The sequence below is a fragment of the Emticicia sp. CRIBPO genome (assembly GCF_009905725.1).
GTDB lineage: Bacteria > Bacteroidota > Bacteroidia > Cytophagales > Spirosomataceae > Leadbetterella.
In genome coordinates, this window is record NZ_JAAAKV010000015.1 from 45,732 (window position 1) to 71,404 (window position 25,673).

Genomic DNA, 25,673 nt, shown 5'->3' on the forward strand with positions numbered 1-25,673 from the left:
TAATTTAAAGAATAGTTTTTATTTACTTATTAACTGTTGTAAAAACCTGTTTACTCCGGTGGTTTTTACGAATTTTGATACTGATTTTACAAATAATACTCCCACTCCATGTCTTCCGGGAGATACTCTACCAAACCTTGCGGGGTTTTTCCGACGGCTACCCTGCCCGACCTTACAAACTCAATTATACCGTAAGGTTTCAGGTATTTGAAGAAGTCGAAAATCTCTACCTCGGTGCCGGTTTTCTGAATGGCCACATAGTCAAGTCCCCAGTAAACCACCCAGGCTTTATACACACGGTTGATGGTGTCTACATCCAGGGGTTTCGAGCCCAGCGGTGTGGCGATTTTGAACAGGGCAATCTCATTATAAACGATGTCGTCATTGAGATACCCGAACACAGCCAGAACTTCCACGATTTTCCTGGTTTGGCGAACAAGCTTTTCAACTTCTTCCCTTTTCTCATGTTTGATAACGATGGTAAATCTTGAAATCCCTTTTCTTTCGGTTTCAGATACCGTCAAACTGTCAATATTGATTCTTCTGCGTGTAAAAATAACCGTGATCTTATTCAATAAGCCAATGCTATTTTCAGTAAACACGCAAATGGTATATGTACTCATAATCTGATTTTAAATGCCTTTGATCAATTACTCCAACCTGATTTCAGAAACACTTCTTCCGGCAGGAACCATCGGGAATACGTTTTCTTCTTTTTCTACAACAACTTCCAGCAAATAAGAACCCTGGTGGTTCAGCATTTTATCAATGGATTCTTCCAGGCTTTCTCTTTCCGTACATTTGTGGCCGTCTATTCCGAAACCCCTCGCAATCGTAATAAAATCAGGATTCTGAAGCTCCACAAATGAATACCGCTTGTCAAAAAAGAGTTGCTGCCACTGGCGTACCATTCCCAAAAAGTTATTGTTAAGAATGATCAGTTTAACAGCCAGTCCGCTTTGTGCGATCGTACCCAGCTCCTGGATGGTCATCTGGAAACATCCGTCACCGATAAAGGCAATCACATTTCTGTCAGGTGCTCCCATTTTAGCTCCCAAAGCTGCCGGAATGGCAAAACCCATAGTCCCCAATCCACCCGAGGCGATATAGGAATGTGGTTTTTTGAACTGGTAATATCTGGCGGCCACCATCTGGTGCTGTCCCACGTCTACCACCACACAGGCTTCTCCTTTTGTTTTATCTGAAACCATTTTAACCACTTCCGCCATCTTGATCTGGTCAGATCCGCCAAGGTCTCTGTCGGTTACTTTCAGTTTCTCTTCCGGCTCAAGTTTCCTGAATTCATTCTTCCAGGCCGTATAATCTCCTTTTTTAACCAAAGGCATCAGCAAATTCAGGACTTCCTTGATGTCGCCTACTACCGGTGCTTCGGTTTTTTTGATCTTTTCTATCTCCGCCGGATCAATTTCAATGTGGATGATCCTGGCCTGTTTGGCAAAAAGCTCCGCATCGCCGGTTACCCGGTCGTCAAAACGCATACCGATGGCAATCAGGACATCACACTCGTCGGTCATGACATTCGGAGCGTACATGCCGTGCATACCCAGCCATCCCATGTAGTTAGGGTGGTCAATCGGCATACCTGAAAGGCCCAGCAAAGTACTGGCACAAGGAATATCTGTTTTCTCTACAAACGCCTGGAACTCTTTTACCGCTTCTGAGATCAATACACCATGACCAAAAAGAATATAAGGCCTTTTGGCATTGTTGATCATTTCAGCAGCTTTCTCTACCTGTTCTATTTTCGGAACACGGCGTGGATGATACCCTGCCAGTTTCTCTACTTTTTTATATTCAAATTTCTTTGACATCAGTTTGGTCTGGGCATCCTTGGTAATGTCTATCAAAACCGGACCCGGCTTACCCGCCTGAGCAATGAAAAAGGCTTTCGCTAAAATCTCAGGAATCTCATCAGGATCAATGATCTGATAGTTCCACTTACAGATCGGGGTCGTAATGCCGATCACATCCGTTTCCTGGAAAGCATCTGTTCCGAGAAGGTGAGAGGCTACCTGTCCGGTGATGGCTACCATCGGTGTACAGTCGATGATGGCGTCAGCGATACCTGTCACCAGGTTAGTGGCTCCGGGACCCGAAGTGGCCATACAAACGCCTACGCGTCCGCTTGACCTGGCATAACCTTCTGCAGCGTGTGATGCACCCTGCTCATGCCTTACCAGTACGTGTCTGATCCTGTCGGTGTAATCATACAAGGCATCGTAAATGGGCATAATAGCTCCGCCCGGATATCCGAATATGGTGTCTACACCTTCAGCCAAAAGACATTCCATCAGAGCTTGTCCTCCGGAAAGCATCTTGGGCACCGTTCCTATTTCAGGAGCAGGACTTACTGAAGCGATTACTGGTTCTTCCATGATTTCTGCTATTTTGCTCATGGTTTTTTGTTGTTTATTGATTCTTTAATTATTCTCTTATTTGTCGGTAACGCATCCCTCTTCCGCACCGGACACGTTTTTAAAGTATTTCCTCAAGACACCTTTTTCGATGAAAGGAGGCACAAGCGGCACCCATGTTTTTCTTCTTTCTGCCAGCACCTCGTCGGTAACGTGGACAGTCAGTTCGCGGGTTTCAGCATCTATCGTAATCAAATCCCCATCTTCAACCAGGGCAATATTTCCACCTTCAAAGGCCTCCGGAGCAATGTGTCCTACCACAAATCCGTGCGTTCCACCGGAGAAACGGCCGTCGGTAATCAAAGCCACCTTATCTCCAAGGCCGGCACCCATCACCGCGGAAGTCGGTTTAAGCATTTCGGGCATACCCGGTCCGCCTTTAGGACCTTCATATCTGATGACGATTACCTGCCCTGCTTTGATTTCGCCTTTAGCCAGGGCTTCCAGCATTTCTTCTTCTTTATTACATACCTTGGCAACGCCTTCGAACTTAAGACCTTCTTTTCCTGTAATTTTAGCGACTCCACCTCTTGTAGCCAGGTTACCATACAGCAACTGGATATGTCCTGACGGTTTGATCGGGTCTTCGAGTCTTCTTACGATGCTTTGTGATTCAAAATCAAGATCAGGCACCTCTTCAAGGTTTTCGGCAATGGTTTTACCGGTAATCGTCATACAATCACCATGGATCAGACCATTTTTATAAAGATATTTCATGACCGCAGGCACACCACCTACAGACAGCATGTCTTCCATATAATATTTTCCTGAAGGTTTCAGATCGGCAATGAATGGTGTACGGTCTGAAATAGCCTGTATATCTGCATAAGTAAGTTCAAGTCCTGCCGAATGAGCAATAGCTATATAGTGAAGCACCGCGTTGGTCGATCCGCCCAGAGCCATTACGACGGTCAGGGCATTTTCCAATGACTTCTTCGTTACCACATCTCTCGGAAGAATCTGTTTTTCCAGGATATTTTTCATGGCTGCACCGATGGCTATACATTCTGCCTGCTTGCCTTCGTGTGTGGCCGGGTAGGTAGAGCTGTTAGCCAGACTCAGCCCCAAAGCCTCGATAGAAGAAGCCATCGTATTGGCCGTGTACATGCCACCGCAAGCCCCTTGTCCCGGAATTGAGTTTTGTATTACTCCTTTATAATCCTCATCACTGATGTTGCCGGCAAGCTTTTGTCCGTAAGCCTCAAAAGCCGAAACGATGTCCAGTTTTTTACCTTTCCACGATCCTGACTTCACTGTTCCTCCGTACACCATAATCCCCGGCCTGTTAACACGGCACATGGCCATTACTGCACCCGGCATGTTTTTGTCACATCCTACCACAGTGATCACACCGTCATACCATTGTGCAGAAACCACGTTTTCGATTGAATCGGCGATGATATCACGGCTAGGAAGAGAATAACTCATCCCATCGTTACCGTTGGTCATCCCGTCAGACACACCGATGGTGTGAAAAATCAATCCGACCATGTCATTGGCCTGGATGCCTTTTTTCACGTGAACAGAAAGTCCGTTCAGGTGGATATTACATGGGTTTCCTTCGTAACCTGTGCTGGCGATACCAATCTGTGGCTTTGCCATATCCTCTTCCTTCATACCGATGGCATAAAGCATGGCCTGAGCGGCCGGGTTACTTACTTCTTGTGTCAGGGTTCTGCTGTACTTGTTAAGTTCTTGACTCATTATATTGATAAAATTAATACTTCTCTAAGTGCCAGACATCTTATAAAAAGAGTGTTTCTAAATGTTGGCAGAAATTCTTCATTGGCGAAAATTCGCTATTTTGATAAAAACTACTTCACAAATGAAAAAATTATTATTTTTATTTCCAACAAAAAAATAAAGAAATTACTGAGCTTATTAAAAAACATTAATAAATCAAGATTTTCGAATGCAAAAATTATATTATTCCAAGAAGGCTTCCTTCTTTTTAAAAACTTTTATATATTCGTTTGACCATTTATTCAAGGCTTTAAGGAAATTCCTACTTTTAATAATTTTGTACTTTATCAATTCAAACCTAATCTGTCTTTAAAATGATCCGATTACTCTTTGCAGCGTTTTTACTCACTTCATGTGCCTCCTCAAAAATCAAAAGCTCTGTTTCTGACGATGCTCAGAAAGAACTGGCCAATCGACTTGCCCAGAAATACATCATTGCTGATGGCCATGTCGATCTGCCCTACCGTCTGAAAGTGAAGAATTTTCAACTCGAAAAACAATATGTGGGTATTCCTGTAAAATCAGCTGAAGGCGATTTTGATTTCGAAAGGGCCAAAAAAGGCGGACTGAAAGCTCCATTCATGTCCATTTATATTCCGGCATCTTACGAACCTGCGGGAGCCCAGCTTCTGGCCGACTCACTGATTACGATGGTGAAGTGGATTGCCGATCAGAACAAAACCTATTATGAAGTGGCCACCACGCCTGCAGATGTCATCAGGATTGCCGGTCAGGGCAAAATAGCCCTGCCGATGGGTATGGAAAACGGCTCTCCTATTGCCACGCTTGCCGATGTAAAAGGCTATCGCCAAAAAGGCATCAGCTACATTACACTGACACATTCCAAAGACAATAAAATCTGCGACTCTTCGTATGACACTACCAAAACCTGGAAAGGACTGAGCCCTTACGGCCGTGAGGTGGTGAAAGAAATGGCTAAAGAAGGCATCCTGATAGATGTATCCCATATTTCAGACAATTCGTTTTACCAGGTGATTGAAATTTCCCCGGTACCGGTGATAGCCTCTCATTCTTCGGCGAGGAAATTCACTCCCGGCTTTGAAAGAAACATGTCTGATGACATGATTAAGGTTATGGGTAAGAACAATGGCGTGATCATGGTCAACTTCGGTTCTACTTTTGTAGACGGGGAAGTAGCTAAAAAGAGAACAGAAAATCAAAAGAAACTGGGAGAAGTACTTAAAGCAAAAGGCCTTACTTTCAGAGACGACGCAGCCAAAGCTGTTATAGATGAATTTATGAAAGCCAATCCGAATGCTTTTGCCGATGTGGAGCAGGTGGCTGATCACGTGGACCATATTGTCAAACTGGCCGGCATTAACCATGTTGGTTTCGGCTCTGATTTTGACGGAGTGGGCGACTCCCTTCCCACAGGTCTTAAAGATGTGGCAGATTATCCCAATTTGCTGTATGTACTGATCAAAAGAGGATATTCCCCTGCTGACATCGAAAAAATCTGCTCCGGAAATATCTTCAGAGTATGGAATGCAGCCCTTGACTATGCCGCAAAAAATTAATGGTGCCTCTCCCACAGGGAAAGACACCATTACAGATAACCGGGGAAATTAACTTTCCCGGTTTTTTATTTTTTTAACTCTCCCATTTTCTCCAGCAAATCTGTGGAAATCCCGGTATTGGAATAACCACCATCGTGGAAAAGGTTCTGCATCGTAACCATCCTGGTCAGATCAGAGAACAGGGTGATGATATAATCAGCACATTGGTCTGCAGAGGCATTACCCAAAGGAGAAATAATATCAGCAAAGTCATAGAAAGACTCAAAACCTCCGATACCTGTACCGGCCGTGGTTTTGGTTGGCGACTGTGAAATGGTATTCACCCTTACATTCTTAGCCTTTCCGTAACGATAGCCATAACCTCTGGCGATCGACTCAAGAACAGCTTTGGCATCAGCCATATCCGTATAAAACGGGAAAGTACGCTGAGCAGCAATATAAGAAAGACCCACTACAGATCCCCACTCATTGATGGCATCCAGCTTTTCAGCTACCTGCATAAACTTATGGAATGAAAGTGCAGAAACGTCAATGCTTTTCAAAAACCAATCATAGTTAAGATCACCGTATTCTTTACCTTTTCTGATGTTTGGAGACATCCCGATAGAGTGAAGGACAAAATCCACTTTCCCTCCCAGGTGTTCCATGGATTGGGTATAAAGATTCTGAAGATCTTCTACAGAAGTAGCGTCTGCTGCGATGATTTTAGCATCACAAATTTCCGCCAGTTTATTGATTTCGCCCATACGCATTGCGATCGGGGCATTGGTCAGTACAAATGAAGCACCTTCTTCTTTTGCTTTCAGAGCAACTTTCCAGGCGATTGATTTTTCATCTAAAGCACCTGAAATAATTCCTTTTTTACCTTTTAATAATCCGTAAGCCATTCAGTTTAAGGTAGTTTGGTTTAATTAATAAATATTTCGCTACAAAATTATGATTTTTAGGTTAATTGATACTATCAATCATGAATTAAAAAAATCAGGTCTCCTCTTTCTGCTAATATAAAAAGGCTTCATTTTTTACACCGCTGTCCGGCAGAAAACATGACAGCACAGTATATTACTTGTACGTATGGTAAGCACCTTGAGGTGTTTTTAGATCAAATTACACTTAAATCACAAAAAATATTACTTATCTTTGGTCATTATTACCATGAAGACCGGATTTAAATTCTCTCATTAGTAAACCTTAAAAGAAATGACTTTTTATTCAACATTTTTAACTACTGCCTTGATAGTTGCAGGATCTATGGCATGTACAAACACTGAAAGCAAAGAAGAAAACACTGAAATGAGTACAAAATTTATCGAAGTCGCAGATTACGGCGTTTTGCCTGACAGTTCAAAAGCCCAGCTTTTCACCCTTAAAAACGCTCAGGGGATGACTGTTAAAATCACTAATTACGGAGGTATTATCACCTCATTGACTGCTCCTGATAAGGATGGGAAATACGGAGAAGTAACTCTTGGATGCAACACCCTGGAGGATTACTTAAAAGGTACTCCGTTTTTCGGAGCCCTGGTAGGCAGGTACGGCAACCGTATCGCCAACGGCGAATTCACTTTGGAAGGTAAAAAGTATACCCTTGAAAAAAACAACGGGGTAAACGCCCTGCATGGTGGCAAAAAAGGTTTTGATAAGGTATTATGGACTGCTGTTCCGGTTGACGGAGAAGAGCCTCAGCTTAAATTGTCCTATACCTCAAAAGACATGGAAGAAGGATATCCGGGAAATCTTAAGGTACAGGTAACTTACACGCTGCAAAAGGACAATTCTCTTAAAATAGATTATTCGGCTACAACAGATAAAACAACGGTGGTTAATTTAACCAACCATACTTATTTCAACCTGGCCGGAGACGACAGCAGGGATGTACTGGATCATGAAGTGACTTTGAAGGCAGATAAATTTACGCCTGTTAATTCTTCGCTTATCCCTACAGGTGAACTTAAAGATGTGAAAGGAACTCCTTTTGACTTTACGACTGCTCACAAAATCGGAGAACGCATCAATGATGAAAGTGATGATCAGATCAAAGCCGGCGGCGGGTATGACCACTGCTGGGTCCTGAACGAGTCATCTACCCCGTTAAAAACATTCGCTACGGTAACTGAAGCCACCAGTGGCAGAGTGATGGAAGTGTCTACTACAGAGCCTGGGGTTCAGTTTTATACCGGCAATTTCTTAAACGGCAGTGTGATTGGCAGAAATGGCAAACCTTATACCAAAAGATCAGGATTTTGCCTGGAAACCCAACATTTCCCTGATTCTCCGAATCAGCCGAAATTCCCAAGTACTACTCTAAAACCCAATGAAGTATATAAAACCACCACTATTTACAAGTTCTCTGTAAAGTAGGAAAGTACAGTTTCTTTTCTATCTGAAAGCCCGTAAGTCATTGCGGGCTTTTTTTATCTTTAAAATCAAAGCATTACTTTTGCCAAAAAAAAACCAACATGCTCATTGGAATACTCACGTGTGACAGACTCCCGCAACTTAACCCCGCTGATCAGATACTCATACCCCTTCTGCTGGAAAAAGGAATAAAAGCAGAACCTGTCATCTGGAATGATAAAAATGTAAACTGGCAATCATTCGACTACCTGGTCGTCAGGAACATATGGGATTATTACCTTGAAGAAGAGGCATTTGAAGAGTGGCTGAGCCTGATGGAAGAACTGAGTATTCCTGTCCTTAATCCCATTCCGGTTATCAGGCAGAATAAGCATAAATTTTATCTGAAGGAATTCCGGAAAAACGGGATAAAAATCATCCCCACTTTATTTTCCGTTCAGGATTTTCCGGCATCCATAGAAGACATTAAGACACAGGGATGGAACAAAATAGTCATAAAACCGGCAGTTTCTGCCGGATCACATCTGACCAATATTTTTGAAGCGGATAAGCTTAATGCTAAAGTTTTAGAAGAGGTAGTTTCGGGAAATGACTGGTTGATACAGCCTTTTTTAGAAGAAATCAGTACAAACGGAGAAATCTCTATGATTTTCTTCAACGGTCGGTTTTCACATGCGATACTCAAAAAGCCCAAAGACGGGGATTTCAGAGTACAAAGTCAATATGGCGGTCAGTATCAGCTATTTCAGCCTGATGAAAATCTCATTGCCACGGGTCAGAAAGTGATCAGCCAGATCAAAGAGCCGCTGCTTTATGGACGCGTAGACGGTCTGATGATCAACGGAGAATTCAATCTGATGGAACTTGAGTTAATAGAGCCTGATCTGTATTTTCAATATGATGAAAAAATAGCTCCGCGTTTTATAGAAGAAATACTCCGGAGAATCTCCGGAGTTTGACTTAATCAATTAGCCCCTAACAAGAAAAATAACAATAAAAAGTGCCATTAAAAAACCAAGCATCAGTCTGAAGTCTTCATAGTTAATAAAAGCAAAAGCGTAAGCAACAATGGTAATCAAACCCAGGAAAACCCCCGTAATCCTGTTGTACCCCGCTTCAATCTTTATATTCTGAAAGACATGCAAACTCATCAAAAATCCTACGAAACCCGATCCTGCCACCCACAGCAGGCCGGTTTCATGCTCTTTGGCCGTAAACAAAACTAATATCTGAATAACTGTCAGTATCATCATCAGTTGTGACAAAACACTGAGTACATTGGCCTGATCTTTCTTTAAAATACTATTCATTATACTATTTGTTTAATAGCACCAAGCTATAGTATAATACTGAAGAGAAGCTTAATTAAAAATAAAAAAATATTAAAATAGTGCAATAAAAAAAAGAGACTGCCCGGAACCGGACAGCCTCTCCGAAAAAATAACCTATTAATTGACCTTCACTACCTTCACAGTTTCTGTTTTTTGAACAGACCTAAGATTCAGATAATAAATACCCGCAGGATTATTCTTCAAGTCAAATTCGGTCTGGTTTGACCCGGCTTTTGACTCTACTTGTTTAGTAAGTATTGTTTTCCCAAGATTATCCGTAAAACTGAAAAATACTGTCGCTTGTCCGGTCAGGTGATACTTTACTTTTATAATACCATCAGTCGGATTAGGAGAAACAACGGTTTTGGTTGAGCCTTCATCCACATTACTCGCCACATATTCAGCTGAAATCCTTCCGTTAGGACAGGTCACAGACTGCATATACCATTTATTCCCACCCCAGCTTGCGTCACTTTTCAATTTCAGGTCTTTGGTATTAGGATCAGCGTCTCCACCATCCCATGCACCATTTCCTCCTCCTATAAACAAACCAGCATTGAGGCTGCTTTTGATGAAGTGATAAGATTGACCGGAAGCTTGCTCAAACTGCCACTTCTGACTTCCTGCTCCGGTGTAAGAAGCGACATTGACGATAGCATCAAAACTCGCAGAGCCACCTTCTATAGTAATGGCTGTATTTTCATTCGTTACAGAAACCAGTTTTGAATAAGCTCCGTCCTCTATTTTTTTCCAGATGCTGTTGTTCGTATTGTCCCCATTGCTGGGAATATTCAATACGCTTCCGGATAAAGTGATTGGTCTGAAATCATTGGACGAATGATATCCGGCAATATAAAAACGATAGCAAGGGGATGGGTTGCAGGTAGTAACCGTTATCGCGTTAGATGGGCTGCTTTGTGTACATCCCGAAAGAGTACATGTGGCCGTATAGCTGCCGGCTGCACTCACGGTTGTTCCGGTTCCAGTACCTCCGTTAGACCAGTTAATAGTACCTCCTGAGCATCCTGAAGTTGATAACGAAACCAGGCCTCCCCCGCACAGACTTGTGGAACCATTGGCTGTAATGGTCAACGTCGGACTTGAACAGGTTGTAGGACATGTCACTGATTGCATATACCATTTATTACCTCCCCAACTCGCATCACTTTTCAATTTCAGGTCTTTAGAGTTAGGGTCGGTGTCTCCGCCATCCCATGACCCGTTTCCGCCACCGATAAACAAGCCGGTATTTAAACTGCTTTTAATAAAATAATAAGGCTGGCCTGAAGACTGTTCAATCGACCATTTCTGGCTCCCTGCCCCGGTATAAGCAGCCACATTGACAACAGCCTCAAAACTGGCCGACCCGCTTTCTATCGTGATAGCAGTATTCTCATTGGTCACTGAAACCAGTTTTGAATAGGCTCCGTCCTGTACTTTTTTCCAGATGCTGTTGTTGCTGTTATCGCCATTGCTCGGCAGATTCAATATGCTGCCCGACAAAGTAATCGGTCTGAAATCATTGGAAGAATGGAATCCGGCAATGTAGAAGCGGTAACAGGATGATAATGGCTCACAGGTGGTGACTGTTACCCCTATCGAATTCGATTGACATCCCTGACTTGAACACTTGGCAGAATAGTTTCCTGCTGTACTGACAACAATCGAATTTGCCGTTGTCCCGTTAGACCAAATTGGAGTGGTGCCGGAACAGCCGGAAGCCGTCAAAGTAACCGAAGAGCCTGCACAAAGGCTTGTCGTTCCGTTTGCAGTGATCGTTGGCGTAGGGCTAGAGCAACCGACTCCTGTGTAAAAAAAGGATATGGAATCAAATCCGTTACAAGTGGTCGATCCGGCCGGAGTATTTTTAGTCACACACGTTTCAAATGTGTAGGTGCCCGTAGGAATCCCTGATGGAATAGAAAACGGAACATTGGCAGAGGTCGGTGATACATTCCCTGAAGCAACCACTGCACCTGAAGCGTTCTTCATCTTCCAGTCAATCCCGTAAGCATCACAGGCACTAAAACCAAATGTACCTGATTGACCTGTAATGGATACGCTCAATAAATCAAACCCACAACTACATGCCGGAGCAGAAGGATTACATCCGGCAGCATTACATCCTAAAGACACATCAACTGTCTGATTATTTTGGATGGGGTTTGAACTTTGGAAAAAAGTTTGCCCACCATATGGTGTAGTTAAAGCTGTAAGCCATTTCGATTTAAACTGCGATTGACCGGAAGGAGTTAAGTGCACTCCATCTACTGCAACGCGGTCACTACCAACAACATCGTCTGTAGATGGTCCGGGGTACATATATTTCGTCCCGTCTCCAACTGTAGCACTCCAATCTCCAAATGCCGTTTTCCCATCTCCTATGACTCTTTGCTGAGCATCTAAGATAATAGTACTTGCGGATCCTGAGCCATATCTGCTTGCTTTTGATATAACCCAGGCAAGTTCATGACAATCAGTGCAAGAGCTTTGTCCGCTACCAGATTTATCACTTGCATCTATCCGGCTTTTTATTGTAAGCCATCTCAGGTACGCGGCATATGTATTAGCATTCATACCTCCCTGGGCATCCTTTTCTCCTTGATGCCAGAGAACTCCTCTTAGCCCCACTTGTTTTCTGACTTTAGTAAGAACATTTTTTAAATTATTGTATGGAAATCCATTTGGATAACCTCCAAATGTCTGACTATCTCTACTGCTCCACCACGCCTCTACACTTGTTCCACTAAAAGCGGTTTGGTAAAATGCCACAGGTACTTGCTGGTTTATGGCTAAATCTTCACCTAATTTTCCCCAATAATAAGCAAACGCAAAGTCACTTGTCCCTGAACCAGAAGTTCCCGGATCGTTGCCGTTATCAAATCCTTCCAACTGACTTGTACCGGAAATTAAATTTGTGCTTTTTTCATTTTTAAATTTAACAAATGTGGAGTTATATGACAATGCCTGATTCCCATTTTTAGCATACCCTGCTGCATTCGACTGTCCTGCTATAGCAAGTACCTCACCAACTCCAAAATTGATTTCTGGGCTTTCAGTTGCACCATTAAACTGGGCTTTGACTCTATAATAGTTTCCTTTAACGGTTGCATTAAACAACACCTGGCAGGTACCTGATCCTGAAGTTATCGTATAACTTTTCCAGGAGTTATCGGTATTGCCGGTTTCCGGGTTAACATAGTCTCCCCATTGACTTGTAGAGATATTAAATTTCTGGAATTTAAGAGCTACTGAAGTAATATTCGACGAATGCTTCAGTACAAATTTAATTGTGGTGGTGTTGCTGTTACTTCTCTGGAAGATCATATCATTTTTTGGCCACTCTATAGCCTGACAAAAAGTCTTCCCTCCTGCCAGGGTCAGGAATAAGGGCATAAATAGTAAAAGTTTTACATGTAAATTGATTTTAAAGCGTCTGCTTGTAGATGTTTTCATAAGAATATGGTTTGAATTTTGATTCACTAAAAAAATGGATGTTTGCTGCTGTCATGTAGCGGAGGTGCGTTGGGCATAATGGTAAAATTTAATGTGGGGATCTGTTTCCTGAAAAAACAGCTCCGATTTAGTTTATATATGAAATTTTAAGGTTGTACCATATCCCAAAACCCATTTCTAAGTTACCTTTTAAAAATCAAAAAGCGATTCCCTGACGCTTCAGGACAAAAAGTATAATGTCTTATCGGAGCACAAAAGCCTTCCTGTACCCGGTAAAACGGGCTTTGAAACAGCTTGCCCAGGGCCTGTTAAGAAAAGTAAATCCATAAGCTGTAAAGAATTATCGGGTTGCATTAAACGACCCTGATCTTATTTTTTTTCTGAGTGTAAAATTATTACATATCAGGCTATATGACTGGCCAATTTTGTACAAAAAAATGTCCAAAATTGGACAATTTTCAAGACTTCTTCTTAGCCCTGATCAGATTAAGACACGACCTGGACAGACCGAGGTATGAGGCCAGGTGCTGTGTCTTTGTCCTGGAAGCAATACCCGGGAATCGTTTTTGGAAACGATTGTACCGCTCGGCAGCGGATAGCCTGAGTGAACGAACACGCTCATCGTGAAGCAGAAGATAATTTTCCGATATTTTTAGTGAGATATAGGCCATTTCCGGGAATTTCCGATAACATTCTTCCAATTGGGCATGAGAAAGGCTGAAAACCGTCGAATCTTCCAGTAACTGGATGGTTTCAAAAGAAGGTTTCTGTTGGATAAAACTGTAAGTAGAACAAATAAAATTTTCCTCCGCGACTATCCAGGATGTGATTTCTTCATTTTTCTCAAAATAAAAACACCTCACCAGACCTTCCTGTATATAAAAAATCCTGTCCGAAATCTGCCCTTCCGAAAGCAGGATTGAGCCTTTATGCAATTTCTGTACACTTGTGATTTCCCTGATGTAACCCTCCACTTCGGGTTTAAGCGGTAAGATTCTTTCTAAAGCTCCGATAAATTCAGTCAGCATAACTTTAAGCGAATTTAGACATTATAAAAGTAGATTCAGAAAATCAGGAGCCTATCTTTTAAACTATCAGATTCAGTAGGTATGTATGGATATGTTTCAAAGATGTGTCCGGTTTTCGATTCGAAATTATGGAAAAAATCGGCAAGAAAGAAGAAAGTGACGAAAAATACACGGGGTAATGTTTCAATAAACGAAAAGAGCTCCATCAGAGCAGATTTTTACGCCTCCGGATATGTTTCCGGTGCCAGTAATCAAACGAAAAAAATGGAGAGATCGGATTTCGGGTTAAAATAAAAACTAACCGTTAGAGGAATTTTAATAAGTAGCAATAGGGATTTTGATGATAAAATTGGTCTCTTCGTTTTCTACCGAAACCACTTCAATAAGGCCCTTGTGGTGCTTGACGATCCTGTGGACCAGAGGGAGTCCGATACCGTACCCTTTAAATGCTGCTGTGTTTTCGGCTCTGAAAAAAGGATCAAAAAGGTGCGGGATATCCTTTTCTTTGATACCAAATCCCCTGTTTTTGATAGAGATACAAACATACTTGTTTTCTACACCGCACATGACCATCACCTGGCCGTCATAAGAAAACTTACATCCGTTTTCGATGATGTTTACAAAGGCTGTCCTGAGCAAATGAGCGTTACCGATGATGGTCAGCTGCTCTTCTGTAAACATATCGCCCTGGTAATCAATGATGATTTTGCATCCTTTCTGGCTTTCAATCAGAAATTCACGGGCGTCAAAAAGCAGCTCATCCACTCTGACGGTTGCAGGGATCAGATCTTTTGACTGGTCTCCTACTTTGGCCAGTTCAAGTAAAGTATCAGATAAATGCCCGAGTTCTATGAGGTCCTCAAGCACCGATTTGATTATTTCTTCGTATTCAGCCGGTTTTCTCTCCTTGATAATGACCAGCTCAAGCTGGGAAACCATTTTCATGAGCGGGTTTTTCAACTCATGCGAAAAATTGGAAATAAAGGTTTGCTGAAGCTGAAAGGCCCCTTCTATCCTGTCAAGGAGTTTGTTGAATGACTCAGCCAGTTCTCCCAGTTCGTCTTCCCTGGTAAAAGTAAGCCTTTTCTCCAGGTTTTTAGGATAGATAGACTCCACGTCTTCTGTGATGCGGCCGATGGGACTCAGAAAATAAGTCATCAGCAGATTTCCGGAAATAAAGATGAGGGCAACCGTTAATATATACCCGGTAATGCCCCAGAACAGCAGGTCCGAATTGAGATGTTGTTGAAACAATATAGCAAGAACAATCAGGATGATCAGCAGACCTCCGGCCAGTATGCCCGTAAAAGAAAAATTGATTCTGTCTTTTAATTTCATCTGAAAACCGGGTATTTAATTGATTTTCATGACATAACCCATCCCGTAAATGGTATAAATGAGTTTTTGAGGATAATCCTTATCAATTTTTCTTCTCAGCAAATTCATAAAAACCTCCACCACGTTGGTAGTCACGTCCGAGTCCATGTTCCAGACTTTGTCCAGCAGTTCTTCTTTTGACATTACCCTTCCCTGATTTTTCATCAGGCATTCCAGCAAACCAAACTCTCTTGCGGTTAGAATGATCTGCTTTCCTCCCCGGATGACGGTTTTAGAATCAAGATTAAGCTCAAGATCTTCAAACTGCATTTTTTTGTAAGAAATCTGCACTCCGTTGGTTCTCCTGGTCACGACTTTGATTCTGGCCATCAGCTCCTTCAGCTCAAAGGGTTTCACGAGGTAATCATCGGCCCCGGCATCAAAGCCCCTCAATTTTTCGTCAAGCGAACTGAGGGCAGTCAATAAAATAATCGGGGTGACACTCCCCAGGTTTCTGAGCTCTTTTACAATTTCATAACCGTTTTTGTGAGGCAAAATAATGTCGGAAATGATAACATCATAAACATTTTTCCTGGCCAGTGTGGATCCTAAATCACCATCATACGCTATATCTACTTCAAAACCATTTTCTTCAAGACTCAATTTTAAAGACTGTACGGTTTTAGGTTCATCTTCTATTAATAATATTCTCATCAGATTTTTAAACTTGTCCATTCTATCATTTAGGATGGGGTAAAAGTATTTAACAATTTACTAACTATTCTTCACTTGTCCTTCTGTTGTGAGGATTATAAGCCTTAAGAAATAAAAACGTGCTGAAACGAATCAAAATTATTCAGGCATTTGGTTATTCCCTGCATTACGGACAGCAGCGGGTTCTGCACGAGCTTTACCGGAAGCCTGGTTTTCAGGGAGAGTCTTTTAGCCAATCCCCGGATAAAGGCACCACCACCCGTCAGCATGATGCCATTAGAATAAATATCACCTGAAAGCTCCGGGGGACATTTTTCCAGGGTTTTCAGCACACCTTCTTCGATCTGGGAAATGGTTTTGTCCATCATCAGGAAAATATCGCTGTGGGTCAGGACGATGGAACGGGGAAGGCCGCTGGCCAGATCCCTGCCTACCACCTGCATCGGTGGCGGGGCGTCTTCCAGGTCATAAATGGCAGCTCCAAGGGCCAGTTTGGTCCTTTCAGCCGTTTTTTCGCTGATCATCAGGTTATAATTCCTTCTTACATGATCCACGATGTCCTTATCAAAAGTATTTCCCCCGATTCTTAAAGATTGGTTACAAACTACGGAAGACAAAGACAAAACAGCCACCTCGATAGTACCTCCGCCAATGTCAACCAGCATGTGCCCTTTGGGTTCAAAAATATCCACTCCTGCCCCGATTCCGGCGGCTATGGGTTCGTGGATCATAAAAACTTCCGAAGCTCCGGCTGCCTGGGCTGAATCCCTGACCGCCCTCTTCTCCACCTCAGTGGTATAATACGGAATACAGATCAGGAATTTCTTTGCTCCCAGGCTGTATTTATTATTTCCTGAAATCGACACAAACTCACGAAGCATTTTTTCTGCTGCAGAGTAATCGGCTATTACCCCGTCTTTCAGCGGTTTTATGGTCTTAAGATTGTAATGCGTCTTCTCGTGCATGTCCAGTGCTTTCCTTCCGACCGCAACAATCGACGATGACCTCTTGTCAATCGCAATGATAGAGGGCTCATTCAGGAGAACCCTCTCATGGTTCACTATGATGGTATTGGCAGTTCCCAGATCTACCCCGATTTGCAGCGGATTTATTTTTTTTATCATTATCAAAACGTAACACAAATAATATAAAATCAATTAGTTACGCGAATTACGACTAAGATAATAAAGAACTCATGAAGGAAAAATAAAGAAAAAATAAAATTATAAATTATGTAAATTTCCAATATCCGGCCAATCTTTCACCAAACAAAAGAAAGGGGAATCAAGTGCTTCATTTACGAAATAAAGACGGCCTTTAACTACTTTTATCTTCATTTTTACCCTGACAATTTCTATAAAACAATATTGTACTAAAACCGGAATCCGGCGAATGGTAGCTGAGATATAAATTTCTAAAAATTAAAAGAGGCATCTTTTAATTTCTTTGGGTATCATTGAGCCCGAAATCTGGTTCTATTTATTATTTTTAGCCCATAATTATCAATTGAATGAAAATACAGCAAATTCCTGTTAAAGCAGACATAGAAGAAGTTCACGAGAGAATCAGACCACTGATTCACAAAACACCTGTTTTTAAATCGCAGAGCATCAATGAGCTGGCGGGGTGTGAAGTGTATTTTAAATGCGAGAATTTTCAGAAGATCGGGGCTTTTAAGGCCAGAGGTGGTCTCAATGCTGCCCTTTCTCTTGACGAAAAGAGCCTTGAAAAAGGACTTTGCACTCATTCGTCCGGAAATCATGCCCAGGCCATTGCACTGGCGGCTAAAATGCTGAACACGAAAGCCTATATCGTGATGCCGGACAATGCTCCTGAAATAAAAAAGAAAGGTGTGCTGGCTTTGGGCGGAACGGTCATCGAGTGCGAACCGACTCTGGAAGCCCGTGAAAAAGGGGTACAGGAGGTGATTGAGCAATATGGTGCTACTTTCATACATCCCTTTGATAATTATGACGTCATAGCCGGGCAGGCTACGGCCTCAAAAGAGCTACTGGAAGAAGTTCCCGGCCTCAATTACCTTTTTGCCCCGGTGGGTGGCGGCGGGCTGCTGAGCGGAACTGCCCTTACTGCTCATTATTTCTCTCCCGAAACAGCAGTCATTGCCGGTGAGCCGGAAGGTGCGGCAGATGCGGTACTTTCTTTTCAATCAGGGAATGTTGAAAAAGCTCCGTTTGTAAAAACCATTGCTGACGGCTTACTGACCAACTTAAGCACACGTACGCTGGAAATCATCAGGAAATATGTAAAAGAGATTATCACTGTCAGTGACGAGGAGATTGTGGAGGCCATGCAGCTGATTTATGAGCGTCTCAAAATTGTGATAGAACCTTCAGCGGCTGTACCGTTTGCTGCCTTATTGAAGCAAAAAGACAAATTTAAAGGACAAAAAACAGGTATTATATTCTCGGGAGGTAATGTCGATCTGAAAAAACTTCCTTTCTGAAAAACAAAAGGGTGAACTTCAGTATTTGAAATTCACCCTTCTTATATCTTACCCAAACGCTTTTCTTAAAACTTCCAGGCTTTTCGGAACAGCTGTTTCCGGATCTTCTTTTCCTTCCATTTCCAGCGATACAAAACCTTTGAAACCATGTTTCTTTAATATTCCTGCTATTCTTGGATAATCCAGGTCCAGGGTATACCATTCGCCGCCACCGTAGTAGGTTTTGGCCTGAACGATCGTGGCATAAGGAGCCAGTTGTTCTATCTGGGAATACGGATCCCCCACAAAATTGCCTGTGTCCATATTTAAACCCATCCATGGATTAGAGGCCAATGCTTTGTAAATTTTCAGCAAGCCTTCAACTTTGGTCGTAAGGCCCCAGTGATTTTCAAGTGCTAAAACCACACCCGCACGCTCTGCTTCAACCAGACATTCGCCAATTGAATCAATACACCATTTGATGGCATCGTCTTCTGTATAGCCTTCGATAGGCGGTTCCTGTCCTTTTACTTTCATCAGGTCATCAAAAGAAGGGATGGTCCCCCATCTCCCGGAGTTCAGCCTGATGGCCGGGATACCCATCTGGGCGGCCAGATTAATGCATTTTTTAGTATGGGCTATGTCTTTATCACGGTCTTCTTTGATCTGAGAAACAAAATCCTGGTGAATAGATAACATCGGGAGGCTCAAACCATTGACAAACGCCAGTTTCTTTAGTTTATTAAGATAAGGCACAGTCTCATTGTCCATCTGACGGTGCAATATCTCGACTCCGTCAAATCCCAGTTTTGCAGCATTTTCTATGACCTGCTCAATCGGGTACTTTGGTTTTCTGAAATGCCAGTAAGAATAAGTCGAAACGCTGATCGGAATTTTTGAAGCTGCTGCCGGAGCAGACGAAGCAGCAGTTGAAGCCTGCGTGCCTGCAAGCGTGGCTACACCTGCCAAAGCGGTTTGTTTGATCCAGTTTCTTCTTGATGAGGAGGAGTCTTTCATAATTATAAGATTGAATTAAAAGGTTATTTACAAAAATCAAAATTTAATCTGAAATCTCCTAATGAGTCATCTTATATATGCTACAGTGAGTAAGCTTTAAGCTACAGGCTTTTATGACGGCATAAAAATCACACCTAAATCTCATGTATTACCTCTTCGCCAATATCATGACAAAGCCCGGTATCCGTCTGTTACTCAGATAAAATTGACTTCAGGATGAAGGTGAATGTCATATTTCTCTTCTACCGAATGCTGAATATCATAAGCCAGCTTTTTAATATCGTTGCCGTCGCCTCCTCCGTAATTGACCAACACCAGGGCTTGTTTTTCATGTACCCCGATCTGTCCGAAGCGTTTTCCTTTCCAGCCGGCTTGTTCTATCAGCCAGCCTGCAGGTACCTTGACGGTCTGCTCATCTATCGGATAAGAAGGTATGGCAGGATAAAGACTTTTGAGCTTTTCAAAATGGTTTTTTGATATCTCAGGGTTTTTGAAAAAGCTTCCGGAGTTTCCGATCTTTTTCGGGTCCGGTAATTTACTCTGACGAATGTGAATAACGGCATCGCTCACTGCCTTTATGCTCATTTCTGTCACACCCATTTGTTCAAGGGTTTCCTTAATTGCACCGTAAGTCGTATGAAAAACAGGGTGTTTTGAAAGCCGGAAAGTTACATTCAGAATGACATATTTACCTTTCGCTTCATGCTTGAAAACGCTTTCCCTGTAACCAAATTTACATTGATCAAGATCAAAGGTTTCTGTTTCAAATGTTTGGAGATTCAAAGCTTCCAGTGAAACAAACACGTCTTTGATCTCTACGCCATAGGCCCCGATGTTCTGCATAGGAGCCGCACCCACTGTTCCCGGAATCAAGGACAGGTTTTCGATGCCTCCGAGTTGATTATCAACACAATACATCACCAGGTCATGCCACACCTCACCAGCTCCCGACTTTATGATGACCTGATCTTCATCCTCACTGACGACACTGATGCCTTTCAGATTGATTTTAACCACCAGCCCCCTGAAGTCTCCGGTAAGGAGAATGTTGCTTCCCCCACCCAAAAAGAGCTTCGGAACAGCTGCATAAGCCGGATCAGATAATATCTCTTTGAGCTCTTCTACAGATTGTACCTCCGTGAAGAAATCAGCGTTGGCCTCGAGACCAAAAGTATTGTAAGGTTGTAATGAGATGTTTTCCCGGATAACTGGCATTTAAATCAATCTGTTTATTCTTTAAAAACTGCTTTTAGATTAAGGCTGCAATTTACGAATAAAGAATTCAGGCCACTTATTTTATATAAGATTTCCGTCGTATTTCCACCCGGTTAAATTTCTCCGCCGGTTTCCGGAAGCAGTTTTTGTTTTAACAACTGATTGTTTATACTGACCCTGATACAAAGAAATCCTTCCCAACCTTTTCAGCTGATTAAGAGTCTTATAGAAAACCTGTTACCTGTTTATTGTTATGAAAAACCTGTTTCTTTCTTTGATCATCTTAACAACGGTTCTCTCTTGTAATAAAGCAGAGGTTTCACCTGATCAGAACAAAATGACGCTGGCCCAGATCAACAACCTGGCGGGAGAGTATATTTTTGAAGGATATGCCGTCAGTAAAACCCCCGGGTCTTCGAAAATGACGTTAACTATCAAGAAGAATTCGGACGAAGAATGGAATTTCAGCGGACAGAGCTATGTCAATGAGTATGGGGGAACTTACAGGTTTGATCAGGCGGCAGGCTCTATCGTTTTTAAAGAATTAACCACAACACTGATCGCCGCTGTAGACAATTCACGAAACCTGGCAGAGCAGGAGTATTACGGAAATTTTCGTAAGATAAAGAAATTTAAACTGGAAGGCTCCACTCTTAAACTCTTCGATTCTGAGCCGGCTTCGGAAATTATGATATTCAGGAAAAAATAATCAAAACTCGATCAGCAGTTTTGCCTGCCTTTCCATGAAGTTTCTGTAGATATCGCTCGTAAATTCACCATCTGCAAAATGTTGTTTCACTATCCCTAACTTGACCCTTAACCCTAATACATTAGCATTAAAGTAATTAAGCACGTCTGTCAGATGTGACAATCCCACGGCGTTTCCTAAAACACCGGCCGAAAGTCCGACTAAAGCGATCTTCTTGCCCACCAGGCTGTCTGGATGTCTCAATCCGTCCAGAAAAGTCTTTAACACCCCCGGAAATGAGCTATTGTATTCCGGCACTACAAAAACAAACTTATTGCACTGGTCCATCTGGTCCTGGAAGATATTGAACTGATCGTTTTTCCCATGATTATGGTAAAGGGCAGAAAACGCGAAGTCTTCAGGAAGCAACGAAAGGTCGATGATTATAGAAGGCTGGTCAAATTTCAAAAGTATCTTCTGATAGTACTGAGCTATTACTTTGGTGAAAGAATTATGTCTGTTGGTACCTACTATAATGCCTATGGGAGTCGCTGTCATTTTATGTTTTAATTAAAACCGTTCCAGATAAAAACAAAAAATAAATGATTCGGTTTCAAAATGCCTGAAATCTCTCTTTTAAAAAGCATAGAGGCTGCTGCAGGGAAGTTTGATTTATTCATTTTTAAAGAATCTTTATTTCAGATTGCCTTAATTTTTGATAGCTTTGTCAGAATATTAAAATTACCTTCATTTTTCAGGCTATAATAAAAGTTTTTCTTTTTTTAATTCTAAAAAATAGTTTATGAGCCAATCTCTGATCAAACCAGGTGTAGTAACAGGCGAAGCTTTGAATCAATTATTTCGTCACGCTAACGAAAATAACTATGCCCTTCCTGCAGTAAATGTTGTAGGAACCAATTCTATTAATGCGGTATTAGAAACGGCTAAAGCCGTAAATTCTCCGGTTATCATTCAGTTTTCGAATGGCGGAGGTATATTTTATGCAGGGAAAAGCCTGTCTAATGAAGATCAGAAAGCAGCTATTGCCGGATCGATTTCAGGAGCCATGCACGTTCACCAGATGGCCGAGGCTTACGGTGTGCCTGTAGTTTTACATACTGACCACTGTGCTAAAAAACTTCTTCCATGGATCGACGGTTTGCTTGATGCAGGTGAGAAATTCTTCGCTCAGCACGGTAAGCCATTGTTCAGCTCTCACATGCTTGATTTGTCTGAAGAGCCAATCGAGGAAAACATCGAAATCTGTTCTAAATATTTCGAAAGAATGGCCAAAATGGGCATGACCATCGAAATTGAACTAGGTGTGACAGGTGGTGAAGAAGACGGCGTTGACAACTCTGACGTTGACAGCTCAAAACTTTACACTCAGCCTTCAGAAGTAGCTTTTGCTTACGAAGAACTATTGAAAATATCTCCGAACTTTACAATTGCTGCGGCTTTCGGTAATGTTCACGGGGTTTACAAACCAGGTAACGTTTCTCTTCAGCCGATCATTCTGAAAAACTCTCAGGATTATATCAAAGAGAAATTCAAAACCGGTGACTTGCCTGTTAACTTCGTATTCCACGGCGGATCAGGTTCATCACGTCAGGAAATCCGTGAGGCCATCGATTACGGTGCGATCAAGATGAACATTGACACAGATATGCAATGGTCTACCTGGGAAGGTATCCTTAAATACTACAAATCAAAAGAAGGTTATCTTCAGTCTCAGCTGGGTAATCCTGAAGGACCGGATTCTCCTAACAAAAAATATTACGATCCACGTGTCTGGTTGCGTAAAGGTGAAGAATCAATGGTTGCCAGATTGAAAGAAGCTTTCGAAGATCTGAACTGTATCAATAAGCTTGATGCTTAATTGATTTCAAGATATATTTTAAGGCCTCCTGATAACTTCAGGGGGCTTTTTTTTGAGGGAAAAGGAGGAAGGAAGAATAGAATGCGTGACAAAGCACACTTTGCAGCTATTAACTTAAGGAAATTATAAGAGTATAAAATTAAGTAACAAAAAGAGCGGCCGGGGCCGCTCTTTTTGTTATAAGACTATTCTGCAATATTGATTATTTTACAGTGAAGTTGGTTTGTCCTACTCTGAAACCGTCAGCATACAATTCGATTTTGTAAACTCCCTTTTCATAAGCAGCACCACGGTCATAAATGAAGTCAACTGTCTGACCGGTGTTGGTATAGTTTACATTTTGTTTGGCAGTGTAAACGGTTTCTTTACCGCCAAAACTAAATGCACCAGATCCTGTAGCCATATCAGAAATAACAGAGCCCTTAGGATCCAGCATTCTCATATAGATGGTTTTGGTTTCTTTTTGAGTAAGCGGGTTTTCAGCCAGTTTAAAACTTACTTTAACTTTGTCTACTCTACGGGCTTTAAACTCTTCGCCGTCTCTTTCACGGCCTCTCGAGTTGATAGCCGAAACGGTGTAGTTCAATGGTCTCAAAGCAGCAGCAAGGGTTACCTTCTCAGTCAGCTCCTTGTTTTTTACACTGTAGTTGTACACGGTATCCGATAACGCATCCTTAGCTGTTTTCAGCTCGGTGTTGGTAGTCTTAAGACCGGTGTTTTCGGTATTAAGTACCTCGTTTTGCAGGTTAAGCTGAGCATTTTGCTCTTTCAACTGTGCAATTTCAGCATCTTTTTCAGTCAAAGTAGTTTCATAACTCTTGATTTTGTTCTGGAATTCTTTGATACTGACATTTTTGGATGTTAGAAGTTTTTTCTTGTCCAGTTCCAACTGGGCTTTCAATGCCTCCAATTCCCCAACCTGTCCACCTAAAGCAGTAATTTCGGCGATTTTGTCGTCTAATTGAGCAGAAATGGAATCAAGTTTGGAATTTGTTCTGAGGAGTTCCTGGGTTTTTTCAGATACGTCAACATTTCTCTGACTTACTTCCTGTTTTGCGTTGAAGTACAAATACCCGAATATTGCGGCAATGGCAATAGCCAAAATCAAGCCGGCTTTCACGACTGTGCTGTTGTTTTTCTCAGATTGTTCCATAGTTATATTTATATTAGCGATTATTTTAGTTAGACATAAAACGGTAAAAAATTGTAATTATTTGTAAGGTCTAAAAAAAATATCAAAAAAGAAACCCTTAACCCTTCTAAAAAAGATTTTTGAAATAATGGCAGATAACACCGCAATTAACAAAAAATATTTAATTGTTTTGGTAGCCGCACTGGGCTATTTTGTAGATGCATATGACCTGATCTTATTTGTCGTGATCCGTAAATCAAGTCTTCTGGACTTAAACGTTCCCCTGGAATCCCTTTCTTCGACAGGTCTCAACCTATTCAATATTCAAATGATCGGCACCTTGCTAGGGGGTATTTTCTTCGGCATTCTCGGGGATAAAAAAGGCCGCCTTTATGTCCTTTTCGGATCCATCATGGTTTATTCCCTGGCCAACCTGGCCAATGGTTTTGTTGAAAACATCTGGCAATATTCCATTTTAAGATTTATCGCCGGATTCGGGCTTGCCGGTGAGCTGGGTGCCGGCGTAACGCTCGTTTCTGAAATCATGCCCAAAGAAAAACGGGGATATGCCACAGCCCTGGTAGCAGCCATAGGAGCTGCCGGTGCTTTCACTGCGGGAATCGTCGGGGATCTTACCCCGTGGCGGTACTCCTTTATAATAGGAGGCGGCATGGGACTTCTTTTGCTTTTCCTCAGGGTAGGCACTTTTGAATCCGGCCTGTTCCTTAAGTCTGAGAAAGAGAATGTAAGCAGAGGGAATTTCCTTCAGCTGTTTACACATAAAGACAAACTGAAACGCTACCTGTCCTGCATGCTGATCAGCCTTCCGATATTTTTTGTCATCACTATATTGATGCAGCTGGCTCCTGAGATCGCTGCCAAGCTCAACATTGAAGGCGAAGTAACCGCCGGGAAAGCCGTGATGTTTGTGTACATCGGCCTCACCATCGGCGATCTTACTTCCGGACTGCTAAGCCAATGGCTCCGGAACCGGAAGAAAGCCATCATTCTGTTTCTCATTTTCAGTATGGTTTGTTGCCTGCTGCACCTCAACAGTTTCTCCATTTCATTGAATTTACTCTTTATCTCTTATATTGTATTAGGTTTCAGTGCTGGATACTGGATTTCGCTCATTACCCTTGCGGCTGAACAGTTCGGCACCAACATCAGGGCAACCGTAGCCACTACCATTCCCAATTTTGCCAGAGGGGCGGTAGTACCGATTACTTTTATTTACCAGGGTTTAATGAGTTTGAATGATAACGATATTCTGAAATCTGCCCTGATGGTAGGCATTCTCTGTTTTATACTGGCTTTTGCCGGAACATTTTTTATTAAAGATACTTTTTCACGCGATCTGGATTTTACCGAATAAACAC

Annotated in this window: 21 protein-coding genes; 7 read left to right on the forward strand and 14 right to left on the reverse strand. The window is 42.1% G+C overall.

Annotated elements, in window-relative coordinates; translation table 11 throughout:
- Window positions 1-86: 86 nt before the first annotated feature.
- The 3 genes from ilvN to ilvD all read right to left on the reverse strand — a co-directional run bounded on the left by ilvN (window position 87) and on the right by ilvD (window position 4,139).
- Window positions 87-623: an acetolactate synthase small subunit gene (gene ilvN, locus GVN16_RS23850; protein WP_166566480.1), complete on the reverse strand. Its 537-nt coding sequence runs from the start codon at window positions 621-623 to the stop codon at window positions 87-89.
- A 27-nt stretch (window positions 624-650) separates the two neighbouring features.
- A complete protein-coding gene (gene ilvB, locus GVN16_RS23855; RefSeq protein ID WP_229244340.1) occupies window positions 651-2,336 on the reverse strand; it encodes a biosynthetic-type acetolactate synthase large subunit in 1,686 nt (561 codons plus the stop codon).
- A 117-nt stretch (window positions 2,337-2,453) separates the two neighbouring features.
- Window positions 2,454-4,139, reverse strand: coding sequence for a dihydroxy-acid dehydratase (ilvD, locus tag GVN16_RS23860; RefSeq protein WP_166566481.1), 1,686 nt, complete (start codon window positions 4,137-4,139; stop codon window positions 2,454-2,456).
- Between the two features lie 353 nt (window positions 4,140-4,492).
- Here ilvD and GVN16_RS23865 point away from each other — a divergent pair, with 353 nt between their 5' ends.
- Complete coding sequence (locus GVN16_RS23865) at window positions 4,493-5,716, forward strand: dipeptidase (RefSeq protein WP_166566482.1); 1,224 nt, start codon at window positions 4,493-4,495, stop codon at window positions 5,714-5,716.
- A gap of 65 nt (window positions 5,717-5,781) precedes the next feature.
- Here GVN16_RS23865 and GVN16_RS23870 read toward each other — a convergent pair whose 3' ends face one another.
- On the reverse strand, window positions 5,782-6,603 hold the full coding sequence (locus GVN16_RS23870; RefSeq protein ID WP_166566483.1) for an enoyl-ACP reductase: 822 nt from the start codon (window positions 6,601-6,603) through the stop codon (window positions 5,782-5,784).
- 364 nt (window positions 6,604-6,967) lie between these two features.
- On the opposite strand from GVN16_RS23870, the gene GVN16_RS23875 reads away from it, so the two are divergent.
- Window positions 6,968-8,077, forward strand: coding sequence for an aldose epimerase family protein (locus GVN16_RS23875; protein ID WP_409013200.1), 1,110 nt, complete (start codon window positions 6,968-6,970; stop codon window positions 8,075-8,077).
- Window positions 8,078-8,175: 98 nt separating this feature from the next.
- Window positions 8,176-9,033, forward strand: a complete 858-nt coding sequence (locus GVN16_RS23880; protein WP_166566485.1) for a RimK family alpha-L-glutamate ligase — start codon at window positions 8,176-8,178, stop codon at window positions 9,031-9,033.
- Between the two features lie 9 nt (window positions 9,034-9,042).
- Here the strand turns inward: GVN16_RS23880 and GVN16_RS23885 are convergent, their stop codons facing one another.
- The 6 genes from GVN16_RS23885 to GVN16_RS23910 all read right to left on the reverse strand — a co-directional run bounded on the left by GVN16_RS23885 (window position 9,043) and on the right by GVN16_RS23910 (window position 17,044).
- Window positions 9,043-9,384 carry a hypothetical protein gene (locus GVN16_RS23885; RefSeq protein WP_166566486.1) on the reverse strand — a complete coding sequence of 114 codons (342 nt, stop codon included), beginning with the start codon at window positions 9,382-9,384 and terminating at the stop codon, window positions 9,043-9,045.
- A gap of 138 nt (window positions 9,385-9,522) precedes the next feature.
- Window positions 9,523-12,861: a sialate O-acetylesterase gene (locus tag GVN16_RS23890; RefSeq protein WP_166566487.1), complete on the reverse strand. Its 3,339-nt coding sequence runs from the start codon at window positions 12,859-12,861 to the stop codon at window positions 9,523-9,525.
- A gap of 458 nt (window positions 12,862-13,319) precedes the next feature.
- Entirely contained in the window at window positions 13,320-13,889 is a 570-nt protein-coding gene (locus GVN16_RS23895; RefSeq protein WP_166566488.1) for a Crp/Fnr family transcriptional regulator, read from the reverse strand.
- A 315-nt stretch (window positions 13,890-14,204) separates the two neighbouring features.
- A complete protein-coding gene (locus tag GVN16_RS23900; RefSeq protein ID WP_166566489.1) occupies window positions 14,205-15,227 on the reverse strand; it encodes a HAMP domain-containing sensor histidine kinase in 1,023 nt (340 codons plus the stop codon).
- Window positions 15,228-15,242: 15 nt separating this feature from the next.
- Window positions 15,243-15,920, reverse strand: a complete 678-nt coding sequence (locus tag GVN16_RS23905; RefSeq protein ID WP_166566490.1) for a response regulator transcription factor — start codon at window positions 15,918-15,920, stop codon at window positions 15,243-15,245.
- Window positions 15,921-16,024: 104 nt separating this feature from the next.
- Window positions 16,025-17,044, reverse strand: coding sequence for a rod shape-determining protein (locus GVN16_RS23910; RefSeq protein ID WP_166566491.1), 1,020 nt, complete (start codon window positions 17,042-17,044; stop codon window positions 16,025-16,027).
- A gap of 386 nt (window positions 17,045-17,430) precedes the next feature.
- Between GVN16_RS23910 and GVN16_RS23915 the strand changes: the two genes are divergently transcribed.
- Window positions 17,431-18,384 carry a threonine/serine dehydratase gene (locus GVN16_RS23915; protein ID WP_166566492.1) on the forward strand — a complete coding sequence of 318 codons (954 nt, stop codon included), beginning with the start codon at window positions 17,431-17,433 and terminating at the stop codon, window positions 18,382-18,384.
- Between the two features lie 48 nt (window positions 18,385-18,432).
- Here the strand turns inward: GVN16_RS23915 and GVN16_RS23920 are convergent, their stop codons facing one another.
- Together GVN16_RS23920 and murB are read right to left on the reverse strand one after the other, a co-directional pair.
- Entirely contained in the window at window positions 18,433-19,380 is a 948-nt protein-coding gene (locus GVN16_RS23920; protein WP_166566493.1) for a sugar phosphate isomerase/epimerase, read from the reverse strand.
- Between the two features lie 195 nt (window positions 19,381-19,575).
- Window positions 19,576-20,595, reverse strand: coding sequence for a UDP-N-acetylmuramate dehydrogenase (murB, locus tag GVN16_RS23925; RefSeq protein ID WP_166566494.1), 1,020 nt, complete (start codon window positions 20,593-20,595; stop codon window positions 19,576-19,578).
- Window positions 20,596-20,848: 253 nt separating this feature from the next.
- Here murB and GVN16_RS23930 point away from each other — a divergent pair, with 253 nt between their 5' ends.
- Window positions 20,849-21,304, forward strand: a complete 456-nt coding sequence (locus GVN16_RS23930) for an META domain-containing protein (RefSeq protein ID WP_166566495.1) — start codon at window positions 20,849-20,851, stop codon at window positions 21,302-21,304.
- Here GVN16_RS23930 and GVN16_RS23935 read toward each other — a convergent pair whose 3' ends face one another.
- Entirely contained in the window at window positions 21,305-21,841 is a 537-nt protein-coding gene (locus GVN16_RS23935; RefSeq protein ID WP_166566496.1) for an NADPH-dependent FMN reductase, read from the reverse strand.
- A gap of 244 nt (window positions 21,842-22,085) precedes the next feature.
- Here GVN16_RS23935 and fbaA point away from each other — a divergent pair, with 244 nt between their 5' ends.
- The gene (fbaA, locus tag GVN16_RS23940; protein ID WP_166566497.1) at window positions 22,086-23,162 is read left to right on the forward strand and encodes a class II fructose-bisphosphate aldolase; all 1,077 of its coding nucleotides are present in this window, start codon (window positions 22,086-22,088) and stop codon (window positions 23,160-23,162) included.
- A 202-nt stretch (window positions 23,163-23,364) separates the two neighbouring features.
- Here the strand turns inward: fbaA and GVN16_RS23945 are convergent, their stop codons facing one another.
- Window positions 23,365-24,315 carry a hypothetical protein gene (locus GVN16_RS23945; RefSeq protein WP_166566498.1) on the reverse strand — a complete coding sequence of 317 codons (951 nt, stop codon included), beginning with the start codon at window positions 24,313-24,315 and terminating at the stop codon, window positions 23,365-23,367.
- A gap of 127 nt (window positions 24,316-24,442) precedes the next feature.
- On the opposite strand from GVN16_RS23945, the gene GVN16_RS23950 reads away from it, so the two are divergent.
- Window positions 24,443-25,669 carry an MFS transporter gene (locus GVN16_RS23950; RefSeq protein WP_166566499.1) on the forward strand — a complete coding sequence of 409 codons (1,227 nt, stop codon included), beginning with the start codon at window positions 24,443-24,445 and terminating at the stop codon, window positions 25,667-25,669.
- Window positions 25,670-25,673: the final 4 nt, after the last annotated feature.